Raw genomic sequence first — 16,407 nt, 5'->3', positions numbered from 1 at the left:
GCGTGCGATCACGCGCGTCGCTCAGGCCGGGCGGGCGACGGCGTTGACCTGGGCATTCGGCCGTATCTCTCTCCGCGTCGTGAGAGTAGTGTGGCCTTGTGCGCGCGCGGTTGCTGTCGTTGCTGCTACGCGCGAGCCGCCCGCCCCTCCTGTGGGGCATCCTGACGGGCGCCGTATGCGTGGCAGCCGAGACGTTCATGGCCCTTGGGCTGGCGCAGGTGGCGCCCAGCAATGCCCTGGACGTAGTTTACCTGCTCGGCGTTCTCGTGGTCGCGTACCTCTGGGGCATGTGGCTCGGCCTGCTCACCGCCCTGGCCAGCGCCGTGGTCTACGACTTCTTCCAGGTCCCGCCCATCCGCCAGGTCACCATCTTCAGCAGCTGGACCTGGGTGCCGCTGCTGGTCTTCCTGCTCGTCGGCGTGCTGGTGAGCGCCGCCGCCGCGCTGATGCGGTCTCTGGTCGTCGAGGCCGAGGAACGCCGGCGCGAAGCCGATCTCGACGCCAAGACGGCCCGTCTCCTCCTGCGCGCCGAGCATCTGCGCGCGGCGCTGCCGGTCGTGGCCCGGCGCCTGGCGCAGGGGCTCGGCCTGCCGATCCTGGCCATCGAGCTCGGGCCGGTCGGCGACGACCCGCGTCACACCGCGCTGCCGCTGACCGACGACGGCGCCCGGATCGGCACGCTCGTCGTGCCCGCGGACCTGCCCGCGGCCATGATGCGCCGCCTGCGGGAGCGCGTGGTGCCCTCGCTGGAGACGGTGCTGGTGGCGGCACGCGACCGCGAGGCCATCGGGAACGCCCTGGCGGCGAGCCGGGACGAGCTCGGCAGGATCGCGGAGGAGCAGGCCGCCCTGCGACGGGTCGCCACATTGGTCGCGCGCGGAGTCTCTCCGACCCAGATCCTCGGCGCGGTCGCCCGTGAGATGGGTCTGATCGTGAACGCGGACCACACGGCGGTCGAACGGTACGAGCCCGACCGGACGGTCGTCCTGGTGAGTTCGTGGAGTGCGTCGGACCGCGGCTCCCCGCCGCCGGTGGGCTCGCGCCGGCCCCTCAGGGACACCGGTCTGTCCGCCCTCGTCCTGCGCACGGGACAGCCCGGCAGGATGACGGTGGAGGAGGGGGCGGCCGCGGAACTGGACGGGTGGGCCAAGGACAAGGAGATCACCTCCGCGGTCGCCAGCCCCATCGTCGTCGAGGCGCGCCTGTGGGGCGTGATGATCGCCTTCTTCCGCGCCCGGGAGCCGCAGCCGGAAGGGGTCGAGGAGCGCATGCGGGACTTCACCGAACTCGTCGCCACCGCGATCTCCAACGCCCAGGCCCGCGACGAGCTCGCCGCCTCGCGCGCCCGCGTGGTCGCCGCCTCGGACGAGACCCGGCACCGGATCGAACGCGACCTGCACGACGGGGCCCAGCAGCGCCTCGTCTCCCTGGGGCTGCAGTTGCGCATGGCGGAGGCCGCCGTGCCGGCCGAGCTGCCGAAGCTCAAGGAACAGCTGTCCCACACGGCCGATGGCCTGACACTGGTGCTGGAGGACCTGCGCGAGCTGTCGCGCGGCATCCACCCGGCGATTCTTTCCAAGGGCGGGCTCGGGCCGGCCCTGAAGATGCTCGCGCGCCGTTCGGCCGTCCCCGTCGAGCTGGACGTACGGGTCGACGGGCGCCTGCCGGAGCGGGTCGAGGTGGCGGTCTACTACCTCGTCTCCGAGTCGCTGACGAACGTGGCCAAGCACGCACAGGCCTCCACGGTGCGCGTCAAGGTCGACGCGGCGGGCGACGCGGCGAGAGTCGCGATCCACGACGACGGGGTGGGAGGCGCGGATCCGGCGAGGGGCTCGGGGCTCATCGGCCTCATCGACCGCGTCCAGGCGCTGGGCGGCACGATCGAGGTCACCAGCCCGGCCGGCCGGGGCACCACGCTGACGGCGGCCATCCCGGTCGGCAACGGCTGACGGAGCGGTCACGCCCCCCGGCCGGGCGGAGGATCGGCGAGCGGCAGGCGGACGACGAAGCGGGCGCCGCCCTCCGCCGACTCCTCCACGCCGATGGTCCCGCCGTGCGCCCGCACGATCTCCCGCGCGATGGCGAGGCCCAGGCCCGAGCCGCCCCGGCCGCGGCTGCGGGACTCCTCCAACCGGGTGAACGGCTCGAACACCCTCTCCCGGTCGGCTTCGGCGATGCCGCCTCCGTCGTCGGAGACGGCGAGCTCCGCGTGGGCGCCCTCCTGGCGCACCTCCACCAGCACCCTGCTCCTGGCGTGCCGCTGCGCGTTGTCCAGGAGGTTGCCCAGCAGACGGTGGATTTCGTGCTCGACGGCGTGGACCGCCACGCCGGGGATCAGCCGGAGCAGCACCGGCGACCGGTGTGCCCGGCTGGAGACCTCCGTCCGCACCAGGTCCGCCAGGTCGGCCGCCCTTCTCCCCTGGGGAGGCTTCGTCCCCGCCTTCAGGAGCAGCAGCAGGTCGGAGACGATCGCCTGCAGACGGTCCACGTCTCTCAGCGAGCAGTCGACGAGCTCGGCGAGGTCCGTCTCGGAAGGGTGCAGCCGGGCCTCTTCCAGCTGCGCCCGCAGCCCGGTGAGCGGGGTGAGCAACTCGTGGGAGGCGCCGGACAGGAACCGGCGCTGCCGCTCGGCCTTCCGGTCCAGGCGCCTTCCGGCGTCCGCGAGCCGCTTCAGTACTTTCTCCGGGGCGTGCACCGGCAGGGCGGCCTCGGCCTCGCCAGGAGGGACGGGGACGCCGGTGTCTGGATCGCCGGTAGGGGCGGGATCGTCGTGACACATGACAGTCATCGCAACGCTGCCGTCGGTGTCGCGGCCCCCACCGGCCCGGCTGGACCGGGAGGCGGCGTACGGCGGCGCCGGGCGGCCGGCGCGAGCGCCCCTGGTGGCGAGGGCGCGCGGCACGGTCCGGGCGCCACTGGTTTCAGGTAGGTCATCGACACCCCGTCACCTCCGGCTACGGTCGCGTGCTGTGGCAGCGGTTCTCGCACCGTCCGGCGGGCCGGACGGCCGTGACCGATCAGAGATCGCTCAGCCGCGCGTGAGGGGCGCCGACCCGGATGTCCTGATCGGTTCCAAATACCACCATGTCTCTACCTGCGCAGGCCCGTCTGCGGTGGCAGCCTCCATTCCGGTCCCACCGCCAGCCGTCACCCGGCATTCCGGCTAGCTGGAATGCCCGGTGACGGCCCGGGTCCCGTCAGGAGACGACGTCCCGGCGCCGGAAGCGGCGGAAGGCCAGGGCGACGAGGACCACCGAGTAGGTCACGGAGACCGCCACGCCCTTCACCATGCCGCTGTAGTCGGGCTCCGGCGCGAGCGCGTCCAGCCACGCGGCGTTCCAGAACGTGGGCAGGAACTCGCGGAGCGAACCCAGCGCCTCGACCGCCTGCAGGATGCTGCTGACGATCACCAGGCCGACCGCGCCGCCGACCGCGCCGAGCGGGGAGTCGGTGCCGACCGACAGCAGGAAGGCGACCGAGGCGACCACCAGCTGGCTGACCAGGGCGTATCCGATGACCACGGCGAACTTGGGCAGCACGTCGGCGGCGGGGATCACCTCGCCGGTTCCCGGCACGGTGATGTCGTTCCACCCGAAGGCCAGCGTGCCGGCGAGCAGGGCCATCAGCGGGAGCACGGTCACCGCGGCGGCCGAGTACGCCAGCGCCACCACCAGCTTCTGGCGCAACAGCCGGTCGCGGGGAACCGGCGCCGCCAGCAGGTAGCGCAGCGACGACCAGCTCGCCTCGCTCGCCACGGTGTCGCCGCAGAACAGCGCCACGGCGACGACCAGCAGGAAGTTGGCCGACACCGACAGCGCGAACGCCGCGAAGTTGAGCCCGCCCGCCGTGGCGAGGTCGGACAGCCGCAGGCTGCCCTGGCCCCGCCCGGCCGGTCCGAACTGGAACGCCACCACGAGCACCCACGGCAGGGCGAGCAGCACGCCGAACATCGCCATGGTCCGGCGCCGCCGCAACTGCCGCACGAACTCCACCCGCAGCGGCAGCGTGCGTCCCGGAGCGTAGCCGGGCGCCTGGCCCCTCGCGTCGCCCCCGCGGGTATCCGGTCCGTCCTGGGCGACCGGAGCGGGCCGCCCGCCGTCGGGGACTTGTCCGGTCAGGTCCGGTGCCGGTCGCTTCGCCGGGCTCATCGGCGCTCTCCGATCAGGTCGAGGAACACGTCCTCCAGGCGGGGGCCGGAGCCGTTGGCGGTGGCCGTGCCGAGCAGGTCGCCGACCGGCCCGGCCGACACCAGCCGCCCGCGGTGCATCACGACCACGTGGGTGCAGGTCTGCTCGACCTCGGCGAGCAGGTGGCTGGAGACGATGACGGTGCGCCCCCGCTCGGCGTACGCCTTGAGCACCCGGCGCATCTCGGCGATCTGCGGCGGGTCGAGGCCGTTGGTCGGTTCGTCCAGTACGAGCAGGTCGGGGAGGCCGAGCATGGCCTGCGCGATGGCCAGTCGCTGGCGCATGCCCTGCGAGTAGGTGCGCACCGCGCGGTCCAGGGCCGCGCCGAGCCCGGCGATCTCCAGCGCCTCCTCCATGTGGGCGTCCTGCGGCGGTCGTCCCGTGGCCTGCCAGTACAGCTCCAGGTTGGCCCGCCCGGACAGGTGCGGCAGGAATCCGGGCCCCTCGACGAACGACCCCAGCCGCGACAGCACCGGGGCCCCCGGCCGCACGCGGGTGCCGAAGATCCGGATCTCGCCCTCGTCGGGGTGGATGAGCCCCATCAGCATGCGCATCGTGGTGGTCTTGCCCGCGCCGTTCGGCCCGAGCAGGCCGAGCACCTGGCCCTTCTCGACCCGGAACGACAGGCCGTCGACCGCCTTCTCGCCGTTGCGGTAGCGCTTGCCCAGCCCGCTGATCACCAGAGGCACCTCGGCCGACTCGGCGTCCACCGCCGGGTCGTCGCCGGCGTGGCCGCGGCGCCTGGGCCTGCCGGTCAGCAGGAGCGCGGCCGCGACCGCGATCGCGGCGAGCGGCATGGCCCACGTCCACCACGCCGGGCCCGTGGCGGGCGTCCGCAGCGCCGCGTCCCCGGGCAGTTCCAGCGTGGGGGAGTCCAGCGCGACCCGATAGACGGCGGGGGCGGCGGGCGTCGCGTAGCCCAGGTCGGTGGTCGACACGACCACCCGCATCCTGTGCCCGGCGTCGAAGCGCCTGTCGATGGCCGGAAGCGTCACCGTGACCGGCGTGCCCGCCTCGCTCGCGGTGACCCGCAGCGGCGAGACCAGGCTCGACGGGAGCACCGGAAGCGACCCTCCGGAGACGTCGTAGAGCTTGGCGAACAGCGTGGCCTCGCCCGTGCCGTACACCCGGATCCTGACGGTGGGGCTGCCGGTGACCTGTGCGGGCCTGGCCAGCGGGGCGGACTCGAAGGCGGCCGCCTGGCCGGGCATGTCCAGCGCGATGGACGCCCCGCCGCCGTTTCCGCCGAGCAGCCCGCCGAGGCCGGGGACGGCCGAGATCGACGACGGAGACCCGCCCGCCGGGTTGGCGACCGGCTGCTGAGGGCCCTGGAGGGCGACGGTGGTCCGCTCCCCGCCCGGCAGGCCCGGGTAGCGGTCCGCGGTCGCGTGCAGGAGCACGGGACGGCGCGTGCCCGGGTCCCGGCCGCCGTCCCTGGTCACGGTGAACGCGGCCGAGTCGCCGTCGGCTGCGGAGGAGCCGGCGCCCTTGAGATAGCGGTCGAACCAGCCGGTCGTGCGGTCGGACAGCCAGTCCGTCTCGCCGTCGCCGCCGTCGTGGCCGCCGTTGAACCAGACGACCTCGACCGGGGCGCCCGTGGCGGCGATGGCGCGGGCGTTGGCGTCGGCGTGCGAGAGCGGGAACAGCGAGTCGCGCTGGCCCTGGATCAGCAGCGTCGGCACCTTGATCCGGCCAGGCACCGAGACCGGGCTCGACCGCCGCAGGAGATCGACCGCCTCCTCAGTGGCGCGGCCGGTCTCGGCCACCTCCTGGTACATCTCGCAGATCTGCGGCAGGAATCGCCCGCATTGGACCCGCTCGGTCCCGGGCGTCCGCGCCTGAGAGGTCCCGGGCGCCTGAGAGGTCCCGCGCGCCGGGGAGTTCGTCCCGCCGGAGCCCGCGGCCGCGCCGGTGAGGCCGGCCAGACCGCCCGCGCCGAGGCCGCCGTCCGGGGCCAGCCGGTCGGCGGCGGAGCTGAAGAAGATGCCGGCCCACATCTTCTTGAAGACGCCGTTGATCGGGCCCTTGCCCGAGGCGTCGGGGAACAGCGCGTCGGCCAGGTCGTACCAGGTGATCTGGGGGACGATCGCGTCGATCCGGCTGTCGTAGGCCGCGGCCATCAGCGCGATCGCCCCGCCGTACGAGCCGCCGGCGATCCCGACGCGCGGATCGCCCGGGGCGTCGAGACGCACTTCGGGCCGTCCGGCCAGCCAGTCGATCAGCCCCCGCACGTCCTTGACCTCGTAGTCCGGGGAGTTGAGTGCGATCTCCCCGGTCGAACGGCCGAACCCGCGGGCCGACCAGGTCAGCACCGCGTAGCCCTGCCCCGCGAGCCGTCCGGCCTGCTCGCGCATGCTCTCCTTGCTGCCGCCGAAGCCGTGGGCGAGCAGCACGGCCGGAGCTTTGCCGCCGGAGGCCGGGGGATAGAAGGTGGCGTCGAGATCGACGCGCTGGTCGTCCGCCGGTCCGTCCACCACGGGAATGACCAGGTCGCGCCCCTTCACCACAGGGTCGGAGGGCCACAGGGCCCATGTCACGCCTCCGGCCATCAGGATGACCAGCGTGACCATGATCGCGAGGGCACGCCGCCCACCCGGAAACGTCATGTCGCGATGCTACTTGTCTCCGCTGAGAGACCGCTGAGGAGCCGCCGCGCCTGTGGATAACCGCGCTCCGACGGGGCACACCCGATCGCACGTACGAATCGTGATGATGCATCGGGGTAAACCCTGATTGCGCCCCACCATGGGGGACGGCATCATTTCGCGCGTGAATGGAACGCCGCTCAAGCAGATCCCCGCTCGCGCGATCGAGTGGGCTCTTCCGTACTGGACGCGGGGGGAGGCGGGCAGGCAGACGCCGCAGGACCTCTTCCGGGTGCTCTACCTGGGCTGGCTCGCGGCGTTCGTCCTGAAGGTGCTCGGGTCGAGCTGGGACGTGTCGTGGCACTTCAAATGGCTGCGCGACGACCTGGCCCCGCCGCACCTGCTCAACACGGTCGGCACGGTGATCGCCGTGGCGCTGACGATCGTGCACTGGTACACCGGTTATGGGGTGGACCGCACGTCGTCCCGCCTGATCGTGGGGGGCACCGGCGTCTTCCTCATCGCGATCCCGCTCGACCTGATCAACCACCGGGTCAACGGGCTCGACATCACCGCCTGGAGTCCCTCCCACGCGCTGCTGTACATCGGCACCGCGCTGATGATCGCCGGAGTGATCCGCGGCTGGTATCTCGGCTCGGGCCGGTACGCCGAGATCACCCGCCGCCGGCGGGCGCTCGTGCTGGGCGGCCTGTTCGCGTTCTTGCTGGAGAACGTGCACTTCCCCGAGCTGCAGCAGGAGTACGGCGTGCTGGAGCTGGCCTCCTGGGACCGGGGGCAGCCCTACGCCGAGCCGACGCTGCTCGAATTCGCGGCCAACCAGATGGGGCGGGCCGTGGACCGCGCCATGGTGCTCAAGTTCTCGCTGCCGATCCCCGACGTCGTCTACGCGGTGTACGCGGGGGTGGCGGGTGTCGGGGTCCTGGTCCTCGCCCGCGTCATGGTCGGCCGCCGCTTCACCGCCACCGCGATCGCCGGGGCCTACGTGGCCTACCGGTGCCTGATCTGGCCGCTGCTCGTCGGCGGCGGATTCCCGCCGTCGACCGTCCCGTTCTTCTTCCTGCTCGCCGGGCTCGGCGTCGACCTGGCCTTCCTGGTGCCGGTCAGGCACCTGCGGCCGCTCGTCGGCGCGGTGCTCGCCACCGCCGGCGTGTACGGAGGGCTGCTCGCGCAGGACCGCGTGCTCGAAGCCCCGCCGTACGCGCCGGAGGCGTGGCCGGTGGCGCTCGCCGCGCTGGCCGTCGTGTGGTACGCGGTGGAGTGGTTCACCGGCCGCCGTGGCCTGACGGCCGCCGCCGCGGAGGACAGGATCGGCCGGGAGGCTCCGGCCGGGGAAAGGGAGATCGCGGCCGAGCCCGGCCCGTCGCTCGATGCCGTGCCCGAGGCGGCGTCCGAGGTAGCGCCCAAGGCGGCGTCCGAGACGATGCCCAAGGCGGCGTCCGAGGAGACGCCCGCGCCCGCCGCCGTGTCCGAGCCCACGGCCTGACCGGCCGGCACCTCACCTGCCCGGCCGGCCGGGCAGGTGAGGTGGGAACAGCGGTCTCGACGACGCCGCTCCGTGGCCTGCCGCTCGACGCGAAGGAACGGTGGGCGTGCCTGATCGCGGCGGAACGGCGCGTTACGCACGTGGCACCACGCCAACGGCCCCGGCTCCCGGGCGGAGCAACGGGTGGCGAATAAACGCCTAACCGACGTTTTCCATGGCGAAATTGCTCGGATAGATGATGAGGCGTTTCCTGCCGCCGCCGGTGCCGGCGCCTTCGACTCTGGGGGCGTGCTCGTAGTACTTGGGCGACCAGAAAAATCTGACCTGATCGTTCGGGGCCCAGTAGTCCTGGAAGAGGTAGAACAACCGGTCGGCGTTGTCGGTGTAGAAGATGCGAATGCTCTTGTTCTGCACCTCGCTGTCGTTGCCGGCCCAGGGAACCCACATGGAGCCGATCCAACTGCCCTTGGGTTGGAGCGTGACCCGGTTCCCGTTCTCCGCGTTGTAGACCTGAACCTGTACCGCCAGGGTGTTCACGATTTCCCTGATGTCGGTGACCGCCGCCCTGGCTTCCCGCGATGTGCCGGCGAGTTCGGTGCGGTGTGCGGATCCGGTCGCCGTCCCGGCCGGCGGGGCGATGGTGAGCGCTGCGCCGGCGACGAGGGCCGTGGCGCAGATGGCGAGGAAGTGCCGCGTCATTCAGATGTCTCCTGAGTGGGAGTCTGGGGATGCTGTTCACGTGAATGCCTGGGACGACGACCGGTATGTTTCCGGTCGTTCAACGGGGGAGGGCGGCGCGATCCTGGCGATTGCGGCTGTCGCCGCCAGGACGGATCGGGCACTGGGGTGGGAGGCGCTCGTTCCCGGCCCGTGGGCGCACACGTTGTCAGGCCGGTCGACCGTCTCAGCTCGCGTTCTCCATGAAGGGCGTGCCGTCGCTGCGGATGCTGAGGCGCTTCCTGCCGCCGCCGGTGCTGTTGCCGGGGACGGGGGCGCTGGTCCGGTAGCTGTTGGTCGTGCTGTATCTCACCTGGTTGGTGGTGCTCCAGTAGTCCTGGAAGATCCAGTAGAGGACGCGATAGTGCCGGTGAACGGCGATGCTCTTGCCCATCTCGCCCTCGTTGCCGACCCAGGGAATCCACATGGAGTCGGTTGCGCGACTGCTGGGTTCCACCCAGATGACGCTCTGGTCCTCTCCCTTGGAGAGCCACACCTCCTCCGGTAGTTGATTCACCACTTCTCTGATGTCGGTGACCGCGGCCATCGCCGCCCTGGCGCCGGCGGATTCGGCGCCGTACGGGGATCCGGACGTGGCGGCGCCTGCGGAGGTTCCGGGTGCGGACGCGGCGCAGGCCGTGAGGACTGCTACGGAGATCGCGAGGGCAGGGGAGACTCGCACTGCGAATCCTTTCTGTAGAGCCGTCGTCACGGAACGTATTTGAAAAGTGACGGAGCGTCAATATCGGTTCGCCGTCGGCTCTACCCGGATTGACAGGTGCGACATAGTGGGGTGAAACAGCGCGCTCGGCTCCTGTGCCTCCGCCTGTCGGGAGCCGTCCCAGCGGGACCCTGTGGATTTCTCCTATCCGACGGAACCGGATTCGAAGTACCCGTGGTTCTCGCTGTGGTCACAGCGCGTGCCGCGTTGTCCGGAGGGCCGCTCCCCGCCGGGCTCGGCCCTCCTACGCGATCTCGTGAGCAGGTCGTGCGGTGTCCCGGCACCGGGCCGCCGCCTTGCCGGTCCGGAGGCCGTGCCGTGGGTCAGGCGACCGGGGTCTTGGTCAGCGCGACAGCGACGCCGTACGCGAGGCCCATCACGGTGAGCTCCAAGGCCGCCCAGGCGGCGAACGCGGTCGGGGCCTGGCGCGTGACCGCCGGCAGCAGCCGCCAGCGGATGTTGCCTCCCAGCAGCGCGATCACTCCGGTGAACACCGCCTTGGCGACCACGAGCCGGCCGTACCCCGTCGTGACCAGCGATGCGGGGAAGCTCTCGACGGGCGTGAGCAGAAGCTCCACCAGGCCGTTGAAGAGCCCGGACAGCCCCACGACGATCAGCGCGTACGTCGCCAGCCGGGAGAACCGGGGCAGCGTGCGGGCGAGCAGGTCGCGATGGCGCGGCAGCAGCACGGCGAGCGCGACCAGGCCGCCCACCCAGGCGCAGGCGCCGATGACGTGCAGCTCCATCGAGACCATGCTGAGGTCGTGCCAGTACCAGTTCGAGGCGTGCCCGGTGACGGGGAGCGGAAGCAGCCCGAACCCGGCGACGAGCACCCGCAGCTCGGCCGGGACCTTCTCGCCGAACCGCACCGCGAGCATCCCCACGGCGGCGCTGGCCAGGGCGCACGACGCGCTCACGACCATGCCCTGCCCCGCGCCGATGCCGTCGACGTACGCCGCCACGTCGGGAAACGCGCCCGGGGTGACCTCGGCGGCGCTGAGGACGGCCGACACCAGCGCCGCCGCGCACCAGATCAGCGAGAACAGCACGGCCCAGTGCCGGGCCCTGGCGGCGACCGGCTCGGTCCGGTCCGGGTCGTCGAAGCCGAGAAGCTTGGGCAGCAGGCTGAGACCGATGGTCGCGGTGGCGGCCAGGTCGAGCACGAGCCGGACGACCGGCAGTCCGTACTCCACGATCGTGCCCGGCATGGGCAGCCCAGGCACCCTTCCGGGCAGCGTGAGCCAGGTCGCGATCACGACCGCGAGCACGGCGCCGGCGGCCAGCCCCGCCGCCGGGACCCGGGCGCGGGCGTGCTCGGCGCCGGGGCCGGACCGGCCCGTCGAGACGCGCGGTTCCGACGTCGGTTCCGAGATCGTGGTCATGCGGCGCCGCCCGGGGCCGGAGAGCTCCCGGCGGCGGTGGAGCGTCCGGTGGCGGTGGAGCGTCCGGTGTCCGGGCCTTCAGCGCCGGAATCCGCCGCCGCCACCCCTGCTGCCGAAGTGCCCGACGCCGGTGTGCCCGACGCCGGTGTGCCCGACGCCTGTGCGCCTGACGCCTGTGCGCCTGACGCCGGTGTGCCTGACGCTGGGCTGCCTGAGGCCGGGGTGGCTGATGCCTCCGCGCCGGCCGGAGAGGCCGCCTGCGGCGTCCCCGCCGCCGGGGGAGCCGGGATCGTCCCGTCGCGCAGGCGCCGGTCGTGCCGTACGAGCACGCGGGTGCACAGCGCCAGCAGGGCGGCGGTGACGGCCAGCAGCCCCCATACCCAGCCTCCGCCGCCCTGACCGGTCGTCCCCGTGCCGGAGTTCGCCGTGCCGGTCGTCCCCGTCTCCGTCGCCGTCCCCGTGCCGGGCGCGGGGGTGGTGGCCGGCACGGTGACCGTCCCGGGGGCCGCGCCCGCGCCGGTCACGCTGAACTTCACGGCGCCGGTGACCGGGTGGCCGTCGTTGGACACGATGCGGTAGCCGATCGCGTACGCCCCCCCGGGGGTGCCGGCCCGTACGCCGATGGAGACGTTCCTGCCGTCCACCGTGATCTCGCCCTGCTCGTAGTGGGCGCCGTCCGGTCCGGTAACGGCGATCCGCGCGAAGTCGCGGCGTACGGCCTGGTCGAAGGTGAGCGTCACGGAGGCGGGCATGGCGTCGAGGACCGCGCCGTCCTTGGGGTCGCTGGCGACGAGCACGTCGTGGGCCCGCGCGGGCGTCGCGACCAGGATCACCGAGAGCAGGGCCAGCAGCGGCACGGCGAGCACCCGCAGACGGTTACGTGGCGGGACGGTGCGCGCGGCCGCCGGGGGCGGGGCGGTCCGTCCGGCCGTTCGCCGACCGCCGCGCGTGGGTGGGGCGTCGTTGCACATCCGGGCGACCTGGTCCACCTGCCTTGCCTTCCTTTCGCCGGGCGCAGACCCAGCCATGGTCCCACTGATCGTGGTCTCCGCACGCCCGCCGGCGAACCCACGGCGGCTGCGGACCGTGCCGTGGTGACCGGTTCCGGTGATCTGCCGGGCGGTGTACGCATTCTCCTGGTTGAGTGGACGATAGGCCGAATCCGGCGTTCGGAACCGTGCGTCCCTCGACTGGCGAAGGAGAACCGATGACACCTCAGCCGACCGTGGGCGGATCCGAGCGGAGTGAGGCGCCGGTGCGGCGCTCGCCGTGGCTGACGATCGTCGTCATCTACGTCGCGGGCGTCGTGGCGGCGATGAGCTACGGCAAGTTCTCCGCGGTCGGGCCGTCGATGGCCGACGAGCTCGGGCTGTCGCTGTCGCAACTCGGCTGGGCGATCTCGGCGGTGGTCGGGGTGGGCGCCGTCGCCGGGCTGCCCGCCGGATATCTGGTCCGCCGGTTCGGCGCGGGCAGGTCGCTGATCGCCGCCCTGGCGCTCATGGTGACGGCGAGCGCGCTGAGCGCGGCCGCGGAGAGCTTCGCCTGGTTGCTGGCCGCCCGCGTCGCCGAAGGCGCCGGCTACCTCGTGGTCACCATCGCCTGCCCGGCGCTGGTCCTCCATCTCGCCGAGGAACGGGACCGGGGCGTCGCCCTGTCCATCTGGGCGACGTTCGTCCCGGTGGGCATCGGCGTGAGCACCCTCGTGGGCGGCGCCGCCGGCGAGAGCCTCGGCTGGCGCGGCTGGGTGCTGCTGATCGCGGGGCTGACGCTGCTGATGGCGGTGGCCGTCCGGGTGCGGCTGCCGCGGACGTCCGCCTCCGGCACGGCCGCCGGGCCCGTGCCCGGCGCGCGGGCGCTGGCGTGGCCCGCGCTGCTCACCGTGTCCTTCTGCCTGATGGTGCTGGTGACGATGCCGGTGGTCGTGCTGCTGCCCACGCTCCTGATCGACGAGCATGGAAGCTCCGCCGGCGCCGCAGGGGCCCTGACCTCGGCGATCTCGTTCGTCGGCGTCCTCGGCGGGCTGTCCGTGGGCGTTCTGCTCCGGCGGGGCGTGCCGCTCGCCGTGCTCGCCGTGTCCGGGCTGCTGGTCGTGCCGGCCGCCTGGCTCGTCTACGGCGCCGGCGCTCCGCTGGCCGCCGCGGCGTCCGGCGCGGGGATCGTCTCCCTGGAGAACGGGCTGCTGGGCGCCTTCGTCTTCGCCGCCCTTCCCCTCGTGCTCGAGCGCCTCGACCACGCCGACGTGGGCACCGGAATGGTGGCCCAGACGGGCAGTCTGGGCGCGTTCATCGGCCCCCCGCTGTTCGGTCTCGTCGCCGGGGCCTCCGGGTTCGGGGCCCTCGTGCCGGTCATCGCCGCCGGGATGCTGGCCTCGGTCGGCGGGATGCTGCTGGTGACCAGGAACGCCGCCCGCCGCGCCCGGGGCCTCGCCGCCGGCGGATGAGAAGGTCCCCGGACGGCGCGACGCCCGGCGGTCTCTCGACTCGTGATCGGCTGAGACCGCCGGGCGCCGGCTCCGGGCCGTACCGGTGTCACCGGTCCGGCGCGGCCCGGAGGCTATGCCGTACGTCCGGGCGGGTCGCCGCGGGACGTGCGGGCACGGTCGTGGGTCAGAGCTTGGTCCAGAGGGCGGGGACGTTCGGCGGCTCCCAGCCGGCCAGGGCGGTGTGCGGCTGCCGGCACTGGTAGGCCGCGCCGCCGTAGGTCACCCGGTCACCGGCCGCGTACGCCGTGCCGGCCGCCCAGGCGGGGTAGCCGCCGGGGCTCGCCGACGGCGAAACCGACGGTGAGGCCGAAGGCGACGCGGACGGCGAGGCGCTGGGCGACGGGCTGGGGGACGGGCTGGGAGACCTGCTGGGGGAAGCGCTGGGGGACGCGGACGGCGAGGCCGACGGTGAGGCGGACGGTGAGGCGGACGGTGAGGCGGACGCGCAGGGCCCCTGGTCCAGCCACACCTGGGCGTTGCCGGGCGTCTCGCCCTGGGTCCACCACTGCGCCTTCCAGGTGTGACCGGCGTACGAGACGAGGTTGCCGCCCGTGTAGACGGTCGTGGACGACCACGCGGGGGCGGTGCACGTGCCGGCCGACGGCGAGGTGCTGGGAGAGGCCGACGGGGAGCCGGACGGGGAAGCGGAGGGAGAGGCCGTCACGCCGCCCCTGGCGAGGTCCTGCGTGATCCCGTACGTCGCGCCGCCGAAGGAGACCGTCCAGTTGGAGGGGGTCGAGGTGGGCAGGTAGTAGACGAAGGCCACGTCCACCGAGGCGCCCGGCGCGAGGGCCTGCCAGCTCGGCAGCTTCAGCGACACCCTGTTGTAGTCGCCCTTCAGGCCGCCGATGTTGTTGGACGCGGTGTGGTCCCTGCGGATGACCGTGGAGCCGAAGCCCGACTGGTCGGCCGCGTTGCCCGGAGCCGAGCTCGCGTAGTCGAACTGGAACTCCGTCCCGCCCGGCAGCGTCACGCCCGAGTTGTTGGTGATGTGGATCTTCGGGTTGATCGGGTAGTTGTTGTCGCCCAGGGCGAAGTCGCGGAACTCCACCGAGACGTCCAGCTTCTGCGCCGGGATCGGGGTGGTGGCCCGTACGTTCCCGTACGGCCCGGCGGCCTTGAACTTGTCGTACATCAGCGTGGTCAGCGTGGTGCCGGGCTCGTACTGGCCCTTGGCGGAGTTCCAGCCGTAGTCGCCGGCCAGCTCCCAGATCATCGTGCCGCCGAGGCCCCTGGACACCACGTAGTCGGCCTTGGCCGCCACCGACTGGTCGTCCTCGGTGGACAGGAACACCTTCTTCGTGGAGTTCCACAGCCAGGGGGCGGTCAGCGTCGAGTCGTAGGAGCGGGCGTACGTGCCGGTCAGCGACGTGTCCGTGACGCCGTAGGAGGCGAGGTAGTCGCCGAGGATGCCCTTCTCCAGGTTCTTGGCGTGCCACATCGGGTTGGAGCCCGCCGGCGACTCCTTGCCGTTGTCGTCGAGGTCGTGCCACAGGTTGTCGATGCCGACCGCGCCGTCGCCGCAGCTCGTGAGGCCGGAGCCGGCCGGGCAGGTGGTGGCCGGAGCCGTGCCCCACAGCCCGTTGGTCCCGCCCTGCACGTTCTTGAACCCGCGGGTGTAGTACGGCAGGCCGATGTTGATCCGGCCCGGTTGCATGGCACCGCGGAAGTAGTGGTAGGCCCAGTCGGTGTTGAGGTAGCCGATGCCGCCGTACTGCCCGGCGCCGTAGACCCCGGCGGCGGCCAGCTCGCCGTCCTTGCCGTCGTCGAACAAGGAGGCGTTCGGCCCGACGTACTTGTTCCACGCGCCGTGCAGGTCGTACGACATGATGTTGACGTAGTCGAGATACTGCGTGACCTGGTAGGTCTCCATGCCGCGCAGCAGCCAGCCGGACGCGGGCGCGGCGGCGGTCAGCATGTAGTACTTCCCGTCGGCGGCCGAGGCGCGGTCCAGCTTCTCCCGCAGGGTCTTCATCAGCGCGACGTAGCCCTTCATCAGCGTCGCGCGCCTGGAGTTGGCGATCGGCCAGTCGAGCGGGTTGCCCGCGTCCTTGTTGGACGTGGCGTACTCGTAGTCGATGTCCACGCCGCTGAAGCCGTAGGTGCGCAGGAACGACACGACGGAGTCCGCGAAGGTGTCGATGCCGGCCTGGGTCGACGTCATCGTGTAGAAGCCGCCGCTCGCCTGCCGCTTGCCGTTGTCGTCGAAGTAGCCGCCGGTCTCGGCCCAGCCGCCCACGCTGATCAGGGTCCTGGTGTCCGGAAACTGCTTCTTGAACTTGCCCAGCAGATTGAAGTGGCCCTTGAAGGAGTACGCCGGGTCCATCTCGGCGCCGGCCACGCCGGGCCAGGTCATGCCGATGGCGGGGTTCTTCGCGGTGTCCGACCCGACGGAGATCTTGTTGTCCGGCCCCACGTGGGCGAACGCGTAGTTGATGTGGGTGACCTTGCCCCACGGGATGTCCTTGACCAGATAGCGGGTCTGGCCGTTGGAGCCGTCGCGCCAGCCGGTGAAGTAGCCGATGATGCGGCGGGGGTGGTCCGCGCCCATCTTCTCCCGGCCTTCCGAGTCGTAGGCCAGGCAGTAGGGGACGTCCACCCCGGGTGTCCGGTAGAGCCCGTCGGGCCGGCACGCCTCGTCGCCGGCCGCGGCTCCGGCGGTGCCGCCGGTCGCGGCCAGTGCCACGGCTCCGGCGGCGAACGCGGTGCAGACCGCCGAAGCGGTCCGCGCTAACGATGATCTCAACAGGCGCACAGCCACACCTCCGACAGGCGAAGTGCCGATCCTCCACACCCCGCCCCCCAGGGGTTGATCGGAACGTAAGCCGC

The 16,407-nt window shown here is 72.4% G+C and carries 11 protein-coding genes; 3 read left to right on the top strand and 8 right to left on the bottom strand.

Annotation, left to right across the window (positions count from 1 at the left end):
- Positions 1-98 precede the first annotated feature (98 nt).
- Positions 99-1,949 carry a DUF4118 domain-containing protein gene (locus ABZ857_RS30315; protein WP_357049406.1) on the top strand — a complete coding sequence of 617 codons (1,851 nt, stop codon included), beginning with the start codon at positions 99-101 and terminating at the stop codon, positions 1,947-1,949.
- Positions 1,950-1,957: 8 nt separating this feature from the next.
- Here ABZ857_RS30315 and ABZ857_RS30310 read toward each other — a convergent pair whose 3' ends face one another.
- From ABZ857_RS30310 to ABZ857_RS30300, 3 genes are all read right to left on the bottom strand, one after another.
- Complete coding sequence (locus tag ABZ857_RS30310; RefSeq protein WP_357049403.1) at positions 1,958-2,779, bottom strand: HAMP domain-containing sensor histidine kinase; 822 nt, start codon at positions 2,777-2,779, stop codon at positions 1,958-1,960.
- 418 nt (positions 2,780-3,197) lie between these two features.
- The gene (locus ABZ857_RS30305) at positions 3,198-4,148 is read right to left on the bottom strand and encodes an ABC transporter permease (protein ID WP_357049400.1); all 951 of its coding nucleotides are present in this window, start codon (positions 4,146-4,148) and stop codon (positions 3,198-3,200) included.
- On the bottom strand, positions 4,145-6,793 hold the full coding sequence (locus tag ABZ857_RS30300) for a CocE/NonD family hydrolase (protein WP_357049397.1): 2,649 nt from the start codon (positions 6,791-6,793) through the stop codon (positions 4,145-4,147). Before ABZ857_RS30300 ends, ABZ857_RS30305 begins: the two co-directional genes overlap by 4 nt.
- A gap of 163 nt (positions 6,794-6,956) precedes the next feature.
- Between ABZ857_RS30300 and ABZ857_RS30295 the strand changes: the two genes are divergently transcribed.
- Positions 6,957-8,276 (top strand): hypothetical protein, encoded by a 1,320-nt coding sequence (locus ABZ857_RS30295; protein WP_357049394.1) that lies wholly within the window; start codon positions 6,957-6,959, stop codon positions 8,274-8,276.
- 198 nt (positions 8,277-8,474) lie between these two features.
- Here the strand turns inward: ABZ857_RS30295 and ABZ857_RS30290 are convergent, their stop codons facing one another.
- The 4 genes from ABZ857_RS30290 to ABZ857_RS30275 form a co-directional block, all read right to left on the bottom strand.
- The gene (locus tag ABZ857_RS30290) at positions 8,475-8,975 is read right to left on the bottom strand and encodes a hypothetical protein (RefSeq protein ID WP_357049391.1); all 501 of its coding nucleotides are present in this window, start codon (positions 8,973-8,975) and stop codon (positions 8,475-8,477) included.
- A 205-nt stretch (positions 8,976-9,180) separates the two neighbouring features.
- Positions 9,181-9,675 carry a hypothetical protein gene (locus ABZ857_RS30285; protein ID WP_357049387.1) on the bottom strand — a complete coding sequence of 165 codons (495 nt, stop codon included), beginning with the start codon at positions 9,673-9,675 and terminating at the stop codon, positions 9,181-9,183.
- Positions 9,676-10,037: 362 nt separating this feature from the next.
- Entirely contained in the window at positions 10,038-11,096 is a 1,059-nt protein-coding gene (locus tag ABZ857_RS30280; protein WP_357049384.1) for a CopD family protein, read from the bottom strand.
- A complete protein-coding gene (locus tag ABZ857_RS30275; protein ID WP_357049381.1) occupies positions 11,093-11,962 on the bottom strand; it encodes a copper resistance protein CopC in 870 nt (289 codons plus the stop codon). The genes ABZ857_RS30280 and ABZ857_RS30275 overlap by 4 nt, the downstream gene beginning before the upstream one ends.
- 341 nt (positions 11,963-12,303) lie before the next feature.
- On the opposite strand from ABZ857_RS30275, the gene ABZ857_RS30270 reads away from it, so the two are divergent.
- Entirely contained in the window at positions 12,304-13,536 is a 1,233-nt protein-coding gene (locus ABZ857_RS30270; RefSeq protein WP_357049378.1) for an MFS transporter, read from the top strand.
- Between the two features lie 166 nt (positions 13,537-13,702).
- Here ABZ857_RS30270 and ABZ857_RS30265 read toward each other — a convergent pair whose 3' ends face one another.
- On the bottom strand, positions 13,703-16,324 hold the full coding sequence (locus ABZ857_RS30265; protein WP_357049375.1) for a glycosyl hydrolase family 18 protein: 2,622 nt from the start codon (positions 16,322-16,324) through the stop codon (positions 13,703-13,705).
- Between the last annotated feature and the right edge of the window lie 83 nt (positions 16,325-16,407).

It is taken from the genome of Microbispora sp. NPDC046933 (assembly GCF_040644635.1).
GTDB lineage: Bacteria > Actinomycetota > Actinomycetes > Streptosporangiales > Streptosporangiaceae > Microbispora.
The sequence above is the reverse complement of the archived record's forward strand: the minus strand, read 5'-3'. Positions and strand labels throughout refer to the sequence as shown.

Excerpts from the sequence above, each read along its gene's own strand:
- ABZ857_RS30305 (WP_357049400.1), bottom strand. The coding sequence starts at position 4,148 with ATGAGCCCGGCGAAGCGACCGGCACCGGACCTGACCGGACAAGTCCCC.
- ABZ857_RS30310 (WP_357049403.1), bottom strand. The coding sequence starts at position 2,779 with ATGTGTCACGACGATCCCGCCCCTACCGGCGATCCAGACACCGGCGTC.
- ABZ857_RS30270 (WP_357049378.1), top strand. The coding sequence starts at position 12,304 with ATGACACCTCAGCCGACCGTGGGCGGATCCGAGCGGAGTGAGGCGCCG.
- ABZ857_RS30280 (WP_357049384.1), bottom strand. The coding sequence starts at position 11,096 with ATGACCACGATCTCGGAACCGACGTCGGAACCGCGCGTCTCGACGGGC.
- ABZ857_RS30290 (WP_357049391.1), bottom strand. The coding sequence starts at position 8,975 with ATGACGCGGCACTTCCTCGCCATCTGCGCCACGGCCCTCGTCGCCGGC.
- ABZ857_RS30300 (WP_357049397.1), bottom strand. The coding sequence starts at position 6,793 with ATGACGTTTCCGGGTGGGCGGCGTGCCCTCGCGATCATGGTCACGCTG.